Origin of the sequence: Flagellimonas flava, assembly GCF_900129665.1 — a bacterium.
GTDB lineage: Bacteria > Bacteroidota > Bacteroidia > Flavobacteriales > Flavobacteriaceae > Flagellimonas > Flagellimonas flava.
In genome coordinates this window covers 107,058-119,379 of the sequence record NZ_FQWL01000003.1, presented here as the reverse complement: position 1 = coordinate 119,379, position 12,322 = coordinate 107,058, and the positions used below count along the sequence as shown (strand labels likewise).

At 42.2% G+C, this 12,322-nt stretch carries 13 protein-coding genes and 1 tRNA gene; 11 read left to right on the top strand and 3 right to left on the bottom strand.

All coding sequences use genetic code 11. From position 1 onward, the window contains the following. Positions 1–16: 16 nt before the first annotated feature. From BUC10_RS10135 to odhB, 3 genes are all read left to right on the top strand, one after another. Positions 17–373: a hypothetical protein gene (locus BUC10_RS10135; protein ID WP_073179146.1), complete on the top strand. Its 357-nt coding sequence runs from the start codon at positions 17–19 to the stop codon at positions 371–373. 98 nt (positions 374–471) lie between these two features. Beyond that, a complete protein-coding gene (locus tag BUC10_RS10130) occupies positions 472–3,279 on the top strand; it encodes a 2-oxoglutarate dehydrogenase E1 component (protein ID WP_073179144.1) in 2,808 nt (935 codons plus the stop codon). A 12-nt stretch (positions 3,280–3,291) separates the two neighbouring features. Then, the gene (gene odhB, locus BUC10_RS10125) at positions 3,292–4,512 is read left to right on the top strand and encodes a 2-oxoglutarate dehydrogenase complex dihydrolipoyllysine-residue succinyltransferase (protein WP_073179142.1); all 1,221 of its coding nucleotides are present in this window, start codon (positions 3,292–3,294) and stop codon (positions 4,510–4,512) included. A gap of 30 nt (positions 4,513–4,542) precedes the next feature. Here odhB and BUC10_RS10120 read toward each other — a convergent pair whose 3' ends face one another. Beyond that, positions 4,543–4,983: a retropepsin-like aspartic protease family protein gene (locus tag BUC10_RS10120; protein WP_073179140.1), complete on the bottom strand. Its 441-nt coding sequence runs from the start codon at positions 4,981–4,983 to the stop codon at positions 4,543–4,545. A 37-nt stretch (positions 4,984–5,020) separates the two neighbouring features. Here BUC10_RS10120 and BUC10_RS10115 point away from each other — a divergent pair, with 37 nt between their 5' ends. The 8 genes from BUC10_RS10115 to BUC10_RS10080 all read left to right on the top strand — a co-directional run bounded on the left by BUC10_RS10115 (position 5,021) and on the right by BUC10_RS10080 (position 10,225). After that, on the top strand, positions 5,021–5,788 hold the full coding sequence (locus tag BUC10_RS10115) for a TatD family hydrolase (protein ID WP_073179137.1): 768 nt from the start codon (positions 5,021–5,023) through the stop codon (positions 5,786–5,788). A 3-nt stretch (positions 5,789–5,791) separates the two neighbouring features. After that, complete coding sequence (locus BUC10_RS10110; RefSeq protein ID WP_073179135.1) at positions 5,792–6,823, top strand: asparaginase; 1,032 nt, start codon at positions 5,792–5,794, stop codon at positions 6,821–6,823. A gap of 67 nt (positions 6,824–6,890) precedes the next feature. Next, a tRNA-Ser gene (locus tag BUC10_RS10105) sits at positions 6,891–6,978 on the top strand. A 78-nt stretch (positions 6,979–7,056) separates the two neighbouring features. Beyond that, positions 7,057–7,791, top strand: coding sequence for a MotA/TolQ/ExbB proton channel family protein (locus BUC10_RS10100; RefSeq protein WP_073179132.1), 735 nt, complete (start codon positions 7,057–7,059; stop codon positions 7,789–7,791). Positions 7,792–7,816: 25 nt separating this feature from the next. Further along, positions 7,817–8,254, top strand: coding sequence for a hypothetical protein (locus tag BUC10_RS10095; protein ID WP_073179128.1), 438 nt, complete (start codon positions 7,817–7,819; stop codon positions 8,252–8,254). A 13-nt stretch (positions 8,255–8,267) separates the two neighbouring features. Continuing rightward, positions 8,268–8,873 (top strand): ExbD/TolR family protein, encoded by a 606-nt coding sequence (locus tag BUC10_RS10090; protein WP_073179126.1) that lies wholly within the window; start codon positions 8,268–8,270, stop codon positions 8,871–8,873. 11 nt (positions 8,874–8,884) lie between these two features. Then, positions 8,885–9,367: an ExbD/TolR family protein gene (locus BUC10_RS10085; RefSeq protein WP_073179124.1), complete on the top strand. Its 483-nt coding sequence runs from the start codon at positions 8,885–8,887 to the stop codon at positions 9,365–9,367. Between the two features lie 159 nt (positions 9,368–9,526). After that, on the top strand, positions 9,527–10,225 hold the full coding sequence (locus BUC10_RS10080; protein WP_073179122.1) for a porin family protein: 699 nt from the start codon (positions 9,527–9,529) through the stop codon (positions 10,223–10,225). Here the strand turns inward: BUC10_RS10080 and BUC10_RS10075 are convergent. Together BUC10_RS10075 and rpoN are read right to left on the bottom strand one after the other, a co-directional pair. Further along, a complete protein-coding gene (locus BUC10_RS10075; protein WP_073179120.1) occupies positions 10,220–10,822 on the bottom strand; it encodes a hypothetical protein in 603 nt (200 codons plus the stop codon). The genes BUC10_RS10080 and BUC10_RS10075 overlap by 6 nt on opposite strands. After that, a complete protein-coding gene (rpoN, locus tag BUC10_RS10070) occupies positions 10,822–12,279 on the bottom strand; it encodes an RNA polymerase factor sigma-54 (RefSeq protein ID WP_073179117.1) in 1,458 nt (485 codons plus the stop codon). Before rpoN ends, BUC10_RS10075 begins: the two co-directional genes overlap by 1 nt. Positions 12,280–12,322 lie beyond the last annotated feature (43 nt).

The following is a 12,322-nucleotide window of genomic DNA, read 5'->3' as shown; positions in this document are numbered from 1 at the left end:
CTGACGTAAGTACCCTATGGTTTTTAAGTTCAAAAATGGCCTTGAGGTACTCCAAACCGCACAAAAAGAAAACCTCTATACCCAATTGCTGGCACAGTTGAAGAAGGATTTTAGCCGTGCAAACGTGCGCATTGCCATAGATTTGGATATGGACCCGAAAACGTTGAATGCTCTTGTGCAGGAAAAACTTTATGTTCTTATACTGGAGAAATTTCAGGAATACCTGAACCTTTTGTATATCGTTGATATTTCCGAAAGGGAGATCAAAAAACTAGCAGTTTTGGATGCTGTGGATGCCTCTTCGCAAGTGGGGTTTTTGATTCTGAAAAGGGAATGGCAGAAAGTTTGGTTTAAGCATAAATATAACTCCTAGACCATTTTTGTCAAATATGGGCAAGTTTGTTGACCAACCTATCGGATTTGTTGTATTTTTGAGTAAATTTTTGGTTAGCATTTTGCTAGAAAACATCAATGGATAAGTATTCCTTTTTAAATGCTGCGCACACTTCATTTTTTGCGGAGCTATATGATAAGTATCTAACGAGCCCTGATAGTCTTGAACCCAGTTGGAGGGCTTTTTTTCAAGGATTTGATTTTGGCTTGGAAAGCTCTCTGGATGAGTTGGACCTGGCTTCTGCAAATGGTGTGCTCTCCCTTTCCAATGGACAGGAAGTCACCATTCCAAAATCACTTCAAAAAGAATTTCAGGTCATTAAACTGATAAATGGGTATCGCTCCAGAGGGCATTTGTTCACTCAGACAAACCCAGTTCGGGAGAGAAGAAAATACGAGCCCAGTTTGGACCTTTCAAACTTTGAGTTGTCCAATGAAGACTTGGAAACGGTTTTCGATGCCGGTAAAATCATCGGGATTGGTCCGAGCAGTCTTAAAAATATCGTGGCCCATCTGGAACGGATTTATTGCGATGCCATCGGGGTGGAGTACATGTACATCAGAACCCCTGAACGTATCCAATGGATTCAGGATTGGCTCAATGTGAATGACAACCATCCCAACTTTTCCCCAGAGGAAAAGAAGAACATCCTTCGAAAACTGAACGAGGCCGTTTCTTTTGAAGGCTTCTTGCATACCAAATATGTAGGACAAAAACGATTTTCCTTGGAAGGTGGCGAGTCTTTGATTCCTGCCTTGGACGTGATTATTGAAAAAGCCGCCGATGCCGGAGTAAAACAGTTTGTCATGGGGATGGCGCACAGGGGGCGTCTAAACGTATTGACCAATATTTTTGGTAAATCCCCCAAAGACATTTTCAGTGAATTTGACGGCAAGGATTACGAGGAAACCATTTTTGATGGTGATGTAAAATACCATCTCGGATGGACTTCCAGAAGGGAGACCGATTCTGGTAAGGTGGTCAATATGAACATAGCTCCCAATCCATCGCACTTGGAGACGGTAAACTCCATTGTGGAAGGTATTTCGCGTGCAAAACAGGACCGTCATCATCAGGAAAATGTTTCGGAAGTGCTTCCGATCCTTGTGCATGGTGATGCCGCCTTTGCCGGGCAGGGTATTGTCTATGAAATTGTGCAAATGGCGAGACTGGATGGCTACCACACAGGAGGTACCATTCATATTGTGGTGAACAACCAGATTGGTTTTACTACCAATTATTTGGATGCCCGTTCATCGACCTATTGTACGGATGTGGGAAAAGTGACCCTTTCACCCGTGCTTCATGTGAACTCGGATGATGCCGAGGCAGTAGTGCATGCTGCTACCTTTGCCCTGGAATACAGAATGCGCTATAAAAGAGATGTCTTCTTGGATTTATTGGGATACAGAAAGTACGGGCACAATGAGGGGGATGAGCCCAAGTTTACCCAACCACTCTTGTACAAGTCCATCTCTAAGCACAAAAACCCTAGGGATATCTATGCTGAAAAACTTATTGCCCAGGGCATTATCGACAAAGATTATGTAAAAGGCCTGGAAGCGGAATATAAAAAGAACCTTGAAGAAGATCTTTTGGATTCTAGGAAGGTGGAAAAGACAAGGATCACCGCTTTCATGCAAGATGAATGGGAAGGTTTTGGTCAAGTGACAGAAGATTCCATGTTGGGCGACATAGATACCAGTTATCCATTGTCCAAATTGGATAGGATTGCCGAGGGAATCACAATTCTTCCCGAAGGAAAAAAATTCCTTCGGAAACTGGAAAGATTGGTTACGGCCAGGAACAAAATGTACTTTGAGGACAACCAATTGGATTGGGCCATGGGCGAATTACTTGCCTATGGTTCCCTTATTGAAGAAGGTTTTGATGTGCGTATGACCGGCCAGGATGTGGAACGGGGAACCTTCTCACACAGGCATGCTGTAATCAAAACGGAAATGCATGAAGAAGAGGTGGTACTGCTGAATGAATTGGGCGAAAACCAGAACGGGGAATTCCATATCTATAATTCATTGCTTTCGGAATATGCAGTCATGGGCTTTGACTATGGATATGCCATGGCGAGCCCAAAAACATTGACCATTTGGGAAGCACAATTTGGTGATTTTAGTAACGGGGCTCAGATTGTAATCGATCAGTACCTATCCTCCGCAGAGGATAAATGGAAGCTTCAAAATGGTTTGGTGCTATTGTTGCCCCACGGTTATGAAGGTCAGGGTGCGGAGCACTCTTCGGCACGGATGGAAAGATATCTCCAGCTATGTGCGAAGGACAACATGTATGTGGCAGATGTAACCACACCGGCCAATATGTTCCACTTGCTTCGTAGACAGATGAAGGCCAACTTTAGAAAGCCATTGATCGTCTTTACGCCAAAAAGTCTTTTGAGACATCCCAAGGTCCTTTCCACAAAAGAGGAAATGGCAAAGGGAGCTTTCCAGCCTTTGATAGATGACACGAATGTAAAAGCGACCCAGGTGAAGACCTTGGTGTTCTGCACCGGGAAATTCTATTATGATTTGCTCGATAAAAAAGAGAGTCTCAAGCGAAATGATGTGGCTTTGGTCCGTTTGGAGCAGTTGTTCCCGCTTCCTGCCGAGGAGATGCGATCCATCATTAAAAAATACAAAAATGCAGATGATGTGGTTTGGGCGCAGGAAGAACCCAGAAATATGGGGGCTTGGGGCCATTTACTGATGCATTTTGACGAAGCCAAAGAGTTCAGAGTGGCTTCAAGAAGATTTTATGGAGCTCCTGCCGCTGGTAGCGCAGTACGCTCACAAAGAAGACATGCCCAAGTTTTGGAATACGTCTTTGATAAGTCAAAGGACAACATGATCAGAAAAAATTTAAAAGCATAAAACTAAAATAAGATGGTTTTAGAAATGAAAGTTCCCTCACCGGGGGAATCCATTACCGAGGTAGAAATAGCAGAATGGTTGGTGCAAGATGGGGATTATGTGGAAAAAGATCAGGCTATCGCAGAGGTCGATTCCGATAAAGCTACTTTGGAGTTGCCAGCGGAAGAAAGCGGAGTGATTACATTGAAGGCAGAGGAAGGCGATGCCGTGGCCGTAGGGGAAGTGGTTTGTTTGATCGATACCAGTGCCGCAAAGCCCGAAGGTGATGCTGCCCCTGCTGCTGAGACAAAGGAAACCAAGGAAGAACCGGCTAAGGCCGAAGCTCCCAAACCGACCGAGACTAAAAAAGAAACATACGCTTCTGGAACACCATCACCAGCAGCCAAGAAAATCCTTGATGAAAAAGGAGTTGAGGCCGCTGCGGTAACAGGAACAGGAAGAGACGGTAGAATTACCAAGGAAGATGCTGTAAAAGCAGTTCCGTCCATGGGAACACCAACTGGCGGCAGTCGTGGTGAATCCCGCTCAAAACTTTCCATGTTGCGTAGAAAGGTTGCTGAACGTTTGGTTGCTGCAAAAAACGAAACGGCAATGTTGACCACCTTTAACGAGGTGGACATGTCGCCTATTTTTGCGCTTCGTAAGGAATACAAGGAAACTTTTAAAGAGAAGCATGGTGTAAGCTTAGGATTTATGTCCTTTTTCACTAAAGCTGTGGTACGGGCATTGGAAATGTATCCCGCTGTAAACTCTATGATCGATGGCAAGGAAATGCTGTCTTTCGATTTTTGCGATATCAGTATCGCGGTTTCCGGACCTAAGGGACTCATGGTGCCCGTTATAAGAAATGCAGAGAATTTAACGTTCCGAGGGGTGGAATCTGAGGTGAAAAGATTGGCCATTCGCGCAAGGGAAGGTGAGATTACAGTTGATGAAATGACAGGTGGAACCTTTACCATTACCAATGGAGGGGTCTTTGGTTCTATGTTGTCCACGCCAATCATCAATCCGCCTCAAAGTGCAATCTTAGGCATGCACAACATTGTGGAACGACCCATCGCTAAGGATGGTCAGGTGGTTATTGCCCCAATAATGTATGTGGCGCTTTCCTATGATCACAGAATTATTGACGGTAAGGAATCCGTGGGATTCTTGGTAGCCGTGAAGGAGGCATTGGAAAGTCCTGAAGAATTGTTGATGGACAATAATGTGAAAAAGGCTTTAGAGCTTTAGGCAATACAATTTTTAAATTGTAAAAGGCCTTTACTTTTTTAAGTAAAGGTTTTTTTTATTGTAATCGATTACCGCTTTTCCCTTCTTTAGGATATCCGCTCCGATAATCCCATCAACGGGTAGTGAATTGTGCGACGTCAAGGCTTGATTTACATGGATTAGGTCGAATAAAACGATTTTGTGTTTTTTCTTGGACCAATCACCAATTTCAATTTTGTTTTTGGAAGATATAAGGGTTTCCATTTCGGTAGCTCCGGCTCCTGCTGCTTTAATGTCCGATACTTCAGAGACCATCTGAAAGAATTCAATTTTGTCCATTCCCACGCAGGTGTTGGAGGCTCCCGTATCCAAAATAAAGCGGCCTGAAACCCCATTGATTTTGGCAGTTATCTCAAAATGATTGGTTTCGGTCAACACCAGCGGAATGCGCACGTAGCTTTTTGACCTTAGAAACTTTTTGAGGGATTTCATTCGCATTTTTTCTTAAAGATAAACCTATTTTTGCGGTATGCTAATTACGGATACCCATACACATTTATATAGTGAGGCTTTCGATGAAGACCGAAACCAGATCATTCAAAATGCTATTGAACAGGGGGTGGAACGCTTCTTTATTCCGGCCATAGATTCTACCTACACCAAGGCCATGCTCGACTTGGAAAGGGAATACCCTGACAATGTTTTTTTGATGATGGGACTTCATCCAACCCATGTAAAGGATAACTATAAGGAGGAGTTGGCACATGTGGAGGAAATGTTATCATCCAGAAAATTTTATGCCGTTGGGGAAATTGGGATTGACTTGTATTGGGACAAGAGTTATTTGAAGCAGCAACAAGAAGCTTTCGTACATCAAATCCGATTGGCGAAGCGGTTGCAACTTCCTATAGTGATTCATTGTAGGGAATCTTTTAATGAGATTTTTGAGATACTTGAGCAGGAGAAGGGAGATGGTTTGTACGGGATTTTTCATTGCTTTACAGGAACCCTGGAACAGGCCCATAGGGCCTTGTCCTATAATATGAAGCTAGGTATTGGGGGAGTGGCCACTTTTAAAAATGGAAAAATCGATCAGTTTTTAAACCAGATTGATTTGAAGCATATAGTTTTGGAAACGGATTCGCCTTATCTGGCGCCTGTCCCGTATCGGGGTAAGAGAAATGAAAGTTCCTATATTATAAAGGTGCTGGAAAAACTCTCGTTGATCTATGATCTGCCTCAGGCTCAGATTGCGGAAACCACCACGTCCAATTCAAAACAAGTTTTTGGTATTTAAGGTATGAAAGAAGAAACGAACATTCTCCTCATTTACACAGGAGGAACCATTGGCATGGTAAAGGATTATGATACTGGTGCCTTAAAAGCTTTCAATTTTGAAGAATTGGTTGGCAATATTCCCGAATTAAACCAATTGGATTGCAATATCAAAGGGGTTTCCTTTGACCGACCCATTGATTCCTCCAATATGAACCCGACCTATTGGGGTGAAATTGCTTCGATAATCGATGAGAATTACAATGTGTATGATGGTTTTGTGGTACTTCATGGAAGTGATACTATGAGTTACTCTGCTTCTGCTTTGAGCTTTATGTTGGAGAACTTATCAAAACCTGTGATTTTCACAGGGTCGCAATTACCCATTGGGGATTTACGGACCGATGCCAAGGAAAACCTTATTACTTCTATAGAGATTGCAGCCCTTCGTGAGAAGGGTAGACCGCTTATTCAGGAAGTTGGTCTTTATTTTGAGTACAAATTATACCGGGCCAATAGGACCACTAAAATCAATGCCGAGCATTTTCAGGCCTTCGCTTCGTTGAACTATCCTCCTCTGGTGGAATCAGGAGTGCATTTAAATGTTCACCATGAGTATCTAACCAAAACCAAGAATGGAGGCAGATCGCTGGTGGTACACAAAAACATGGACAACAATGTGGCTGTGTTAAAGCTTTTTCCTGGATTGAACGAGCAGGTACTGACATCCATATTGACCATTTCGGGACTTAAGGCCCTCATTCTGGAGACCTACGGGGCGGGAAATGCCCCCATGGACGATTGGTTTCTTTCCGCTGTTGAAGCGGCCGTTAAAGCTGGACTCCATATCATCAATGTGACCCAGTGTTCTGGCGGAGCGGTTTCCATGGGACATTATGAGACAAGCGAAAAGCTCAAGGAATTGCAATTGGTTAATGGAAAGGACATTACAACCGAGGCAGCTGTTGCCAAGGCTATGTACCTTTTAGGCAATGGGGTGTCAGGAAAGTTGTTCAAGACCATTTTTGAGACTTCGATACGGGGTGAAATGGACTAAAATTAACGCCCCAAATTTCATTTAATAATTATTTTTTTGTTTATTGCTCGGCCTAACTATACAAATTAGAGAGGTGGCCGAGTGGTCGAAGGCGCACGCCTGGAAAGTGTGTATACACCAAAAGTGTATCGAGGGTTCGAATCCCTTCCTCTCTGCTAGGTATTTTAATTTTTCAATTATAAAATTTTTATATCTTTAACATTATTAACTAACTAAATTTAAGTTTGAGAAAAATGAAAAAATTATCCTTTACTCTGGCTGCTGCCGGAATGTTTGTTATGGGAACCACAACTGCTTCTGCAGCCATGTTTCAAGATGAAGCTGCGGCCGAAGCGGGCAAAGGTTTCACCCAAGTACTGAAAGAACAATTTATTCAAGGGGGTCCTGCCTTCATGGGAATTGTACTATTATGTTTGATCTTGGGATTGGCCGTCGCCATTGAAAGAATAATTTATCTTAACCTTGCCAGTACCAACTCTGCCAAACTAAAGCAGCAAGTTGAGGACGCATTGGCTTCAGGTGGGGTAGAAGCTGCAAAAGAAGTGTGCAGAAACACAAAAGGACCTGTTGCTTCCATTTTCTACCAAGGTTTGGATAGAGCTGGAGAAGGATTGGAATCCGCTGAAAAAGCTGTTGTAGCTTATGGTGGTGTTCAGATGGGTCAATTGGAAAAGAATGTTTCATGGTTATCTCTCTTTATCGCAATTGCGCCCATGCTTGGGTTCATGGGTACGGTAATCGGTATGATTGCGGCATTCCAGAAAATTGCTGCTGTTGGTAACTTGAGCGCCTCGTTGATTGCAGGTGATATTCAGGTTGCTTTATTGACCACAGTATTTGGTCTTATTACGGCGATTATCCTTCAAATTTTCTACAACTATATTATTGCTAAAATCGATAGTATCGTAAACGACATGGAAGACTCCTCCATATCTCTAATAGATATGTTGGCGGCGCACAAGAAATAATTACGAACTAAAACTATCGAGAGTCATGAATAAAATAATTAAAATAGTACTTATCATCATAGGGCTGTTGGCTACGGTACTTTGGTTTGGTATGCCTTCCGGTGATGACCCTGATGCTATAAACAGTGGTTCAATGAACTTCATGTTTATCATTATGTACCTGTTATTGGCCATTGCTGTTATTGCTACAGTGTTTTTTGGGCTTAAGAAATTGTTGTCCACTCCGGGCAGCCTTAAAAAGGCATTGTTTGGTATTGGTGGATTGGCAATTGTTGTTGCTATTTCTTATGGACTTTCTTCTGGAGCTGAGGCAAAGGCGGTAGCTGATGCCATGGCAGATAAAGGAGCAACGGAAAGTACAGTTAAGAATATTGGGATGGGATTGAATGTATTCTTTATCCTTACCGCCGTGGCTGTAGTGCTTATGGTCTTCCCAGGTTTGAAAAAAATGTTCGTTAAGTAAAAAACTAAAAGTTATGCCTAGAAGAAAAGGAGCACCTGAAGTGAATGCCGGTTCTATGGCAGACATTGCTTTCTTGTTACTTATCTTTTTCTTGGTTACCACAACCATTGAGACTGATGCGGGATTAGATCGTATGTTGCCACCTATGGAACCGCCAGAGGAGGACGTAGTTATCAAACAGAAGAACATTTTTACGGTAAACATCAATAAAAATGGTCAGTTGCTTGTAGAGGACGAATTGATGGACTTAAAAGGTTTAAGAAGTGCCGCTATGGCTTTCTTGGAAAATGGGGCCGATGGATCATGCAACTATTGCGGTGGCAGAAAAGATCCTGCTTCATCTGATAATCCTTCAAAAGCAATTATTTCCTTAAAAAACGACCGTGAAACAAAGTATAGTACTTATATAACGGTTCAGAATGAGTTGGTAGGAGCGTATAATGATTTGAGAAACCGAGAAGCTCAAAAATTGTTCGGAAGGGACTTTACGGAGATGGAATCGGAATATCTAAATCCAGAAACGCCGTCTAACGTGAGGGATGATTTAAAGGACAAAGTTAAGCGCGTTCAGGACATGTTTCCACAGAAACTGTCCGAGGCGGAAACATCAACCAATTAAACTAAAATAGTATGGCAAAATTTGCAAAAAAGAAGGATGGGGATTTGCCAGCGGTATCCACTGCTTCGCTTCCCGACATCGTCTTTATGTTACTGTTTTTCTTTATGACAGTTACAACTATGAAGGATAGTTCTTTGTTGGTTGAAAATACGCTTCCCAATGCTTCTGAGATTAAGAAGCTTGAGAAGAAAGACAGGGTGATCTATATCTATGTGGGTAAACCCACTCAAGAATATCAAAAGGTTTTTGGTACAGAACCAAAAATCCAGTTGAATGATAAATTTGCCAGTGTCGATGAGGTGGGTTCCTATATTTTAGCGGAACGCGCCAAAAAACCACAAGAATTACAAAATGTATTGACTACTGCTCTTAAGGTGGATAAGGATGCCAATATGGGCCTTATTGCTGATATTAAACAACAATTAAGGGAAGTTAACGCTCTAAAGGTCAACTATACGACCTATGAGGGTAATGCCTTTAACAATTTGCAGTAGGCAATAACTTAGATTTAGTGGAAAACGCTCCAGAACATGGTTTTGGAGCGTTTTTTTATGCTCATTATTAGCAATACCAATAATGTGAAGGTATGCTGACAAATTTCATTAATAACAATCCAGATGTGTACTTTGGTTTGTTTTACTTTTGTAATCTAGATGAGAAGTCTTAGTTGTACTATAGCTATATTATGTTTAGTTCTTGGTGGCACCGGTACCACCATGTGCGCCCAGAGTATTTCCGAAGTCGATAGTAAATATTTGGAAGATCAATTCTATATAGGGTTGGGATTCAACTTTTTATTGGATCGTCCTTCTGACGTGGTGCAACGGAATCTGTCTTATAATCTTCAGATGGGATTTATTAAAGATATCCCATTAAACAGTGACAGGGATTTCGGACTGGGACTGGGACTGGGCTACTCTGTCAATTCGTACTACACAAACTTAGTCGCATCAAATGAGACCAATACGATAACTTACGAGGTAAGAAGCACAGAAGATTTTACTAGAAGCAAGTTGGAGACCCATGCCATTGAATTTCCGCTGGAAGTGCGTTGGCGGACGTCCACGCCTGCGGATTATAAGTTTTGGAGGATTTATGCCGGAGGGAAAATCGGCTATGTGTTTTCGGGTCGTTCCCGTCTGGTTACAGATGAAAATGGCGCACAGGGCTTTTCCAACAATGATATCCAAAAACTACAGTATGGACTTACACTGAGCTTTGGGTACAATACATGGAACATTAATGCCTATTATGCGTTAAATCCTTTGTTGGAAGATAGTACATCTCTAAACGGCACCGAACCCATAGATACCAGAGTGCTTCGCATCGGAGTGATTTTCTATATCCTATAACCAGTATTTCAGGATTAGCAACTGGGATCCCAATCCAATAAAAAAACCAATCAATAGTTCCGCCCTGCTATGGGCCTTTAGGTATAGCCTTGAGGTAGCTACAACGCCTGTTAACAATGTGAACAAGCTAATGGCCAATGTTATGTTGATTTCAAAATGGATGCTTAGGCCAATCATAAACATGAGAAGGCTTCCCATACCCAATAGATGAATACTGGCCTTAAACTTCAGGAAAAGTAGAATGAGGGCCGCCCCAGTAGCGGTTAATAGCCCGGTGAAAAAATAAAACAGTTCATGCACGTAGTTATTTGGGATTACCTTGTAAAGGATCATCAGCAACAAAACGCAACTTATGTACAGCGGGTATTTTCGTTCTTGTAGGGTAGGGAGGAAAATGGAATTGATGACACCAAGATTTTTAAGAATAAGAAAGAATATGATGGGGATAATGACCGTAAGGATGAAAATAGGTAGGATGTTTCCACTCTGAACCTCCAGACTGCTATAGGGAGTTACCATAAAATACAGCACCGTGCCGCCAATAGGAATGAATAGGGGATGGAAAATGTAAGAAACAGCGTTTAAAAAATGATGCATTAGATTTGCTTTCGTAGCCGCGCCACAGGGATTCCAAGTTGTTCCCTGTACTTGGCTACAGTCCGCCTGGCAATAGGGTACCCTCTTTCCTTGAGGATTTTGGCCAGCCTATCATCCGTCAGTGGCTTCTTTTTCTCTTCTTCGCCGATTACGGTTTCCAATATCTTTTTGATTTCCTTAGTGGATACGTCCTCTCCCTGTTCATTCTTCATGGCCTCAGAGAAGTATTCTTTAATTAGCTTGGTGCCATAAGGAGTATCCACGTACTTACTGTTTGCCACGCGTGATACCGTGGAAACATCCATGTTGATTTGGTCCGCGATATCCTTTAATATCATTGGCCGTAACTTTCGCTCATCACCACTTAAAAAGTAATCATGTTGGTAGTTCATGATGGCATTCATGGTAATGAACAAAGTCTGTTGACGCTGTTTGATCGCATCTATGAACCATTTGGCGGCATCCAGTTTTTGTTTTATAAATAGAACGGTGTCTTTCTGTGCTTTGGACTTTTCCTTGGAATTTTTGTAACCTTCCAGCATATTGTTGTAATCACGGCTAACATGAAGTTCAGGTGCATTTCTGCCGTTTAGGGTGAGTTCTAATTCACCCTCTACAATTTTGATGGAGAAATCAGGAACAATATGTTCTATGATACGGGTATTACCTGCATAAGACCCTCCAGGTTTTGGATTGAGCTTTTCTATTTCCGAAATGGCCTCCTTCAATTCTTGTTCTGAAATATGGTGCTTCTGAAGCAACTTGGTGTAATGCTTTTTGGTAAATTGTTCGAACGATTTTTCCAAAATGGCAATAGCTAATTCAATGGACGGGGTCTTCTCCTTTCGTTTTAGTTGGATAATAAGGCATTCTCCAAGCGAACGAGCACCTACACCTGGCGGATCCAAGGCCTGAACTGTTTTAAGTACCGCTTCAATATCGGTTTCCTCGGCATAAATGTTTTGGGTAAAGGCCAGATCATCCATAATGTCCGATAAGGGTCTACGGATATATCCACTTTCATCCACACTGCCCACTAAAAATTCTGCAATGGCCCATTCTTGGTCATCCAGGTAAATAGTGTTCAGCTGACTTATAAGATATTGGTTGAAGGATGTTCCAGAGGCATATGGAATGCTCTTTTCATCATCATCAGCACTGTAATTACTGGTTTGGGTGCGATAATCGGGGATTTCGTCATCGCTCAGATAGTCATCTATATTGATTTCTTCCGCTGCAATGGTCTCGCTATCCGCACTGTCGTCATAAGCATCATCAAATCCATCATCGGCGCCTTCACTTTCAGCTTTACCACTTTCCAGCGCAGGGTTCTCCTCCAATTCTTGCTTCAATCGTTGCTCAAAAGCCTGTGTGGGCAGCTGAATCAACTTCATCAGTTGAATTTGCTGTGGCGACAGCTTTTGCGAGAGCTTAAATTGGAGATGTTGTTTTAGCATATGGATTCTATACTGCTTCCTTTCCTATAAAATTAAGTATTAC

Bases quoted from the DNA above. Each gene is read 5' to 3' on its own strand.
- BUC10_RS10135 (WP_073179146.1), top strand. From the start codon at position 17: ATGGTTTTTAAGTTCAAAAATGGCCTTGAGGTACTCCAAACCGCACAA.
- BUC10_RS10130 (WP_073179144.1), top strand. From the start codon at position 472: ATGGATAAGTATTCCTTTTTAAATGCTGCGCACACTTCATTTTTTGCG.
- odhB (WP_073179142.1), top strand. From the start codon at position 3,292: ATGGTTTTAGAAATGAAAGTTCCCTCACCGGGGGAATCCATTACCGAG.
- BUC10_RS10120 (WP_073179140.1), bottom strand. From the start codon at position 4,983: ATGAAATCCCTCAAAAAGTTTCTAAGGTCAAAAAGCTACGTGCGCATT.
- BUC10_RS10115 (WP_073179137.1), top strand. From the start codon at position 5,021: ATGCTAATTACGGATACCCATACACATTTATATAGTGAGGCTTTCGAT.
- BUC10_RS10110 (WP_073179135.1), top strand. From the start codon at position 5,792: ATGAAAGAAGAAACGAACATTCTCCTCATTTACACAGGAGGAACCATT.
- BUC10_RS10100 (WP_073179132.1), top strand. From the start codon at position 7,057: ATGAAAAAATTATCCTTTACTCTGGCTGCTGCCGGAATGTTTGTTATG.
- BUC10_RS10095 (WP_073179128.1), top strand. From the start codon at position 7,817: ATGAATAAAATAATTAAAATAGTACTTATCATCATAGGGCTGTTGGCT.
- BUC10_RS10090 (WP_073179126.1), top strand. From the start codon at position 8,268: ATGCCTAGAAGAAAAGGAGCACCTGAAGTGAATGCCGGTTCTATGGCA.
- BUC10_RS10085 (WP_073179124.1), top strand. From the start codon at position 8,885: ATGGCAAAATTTGCAAAAAAGAAGGATGGGGATTTGCCAGCGGTATCC.
- BUC10_RS10080 (WP_073179122.1), top strand. From the start codon at position 9,527: ATGAGAAGTCTTAGTTGTACTATAGCTATATTATGTTTAGTTCTTGGT.
- BUC10_RS10075 (WP_073179120.1), bottom strand. From the start codon at position 10,822: ATGCATCATTTTTTAAACGCTGTTTCTTACATTTTCCATCCCCTATTC.
- rpoN (WP_073179117.1), bottom strand. From the start codon at position 12,279: ATGCTAAAACAACATCTCCAATTTAAGCTCTCGCAAAAGCTGTCGCCA.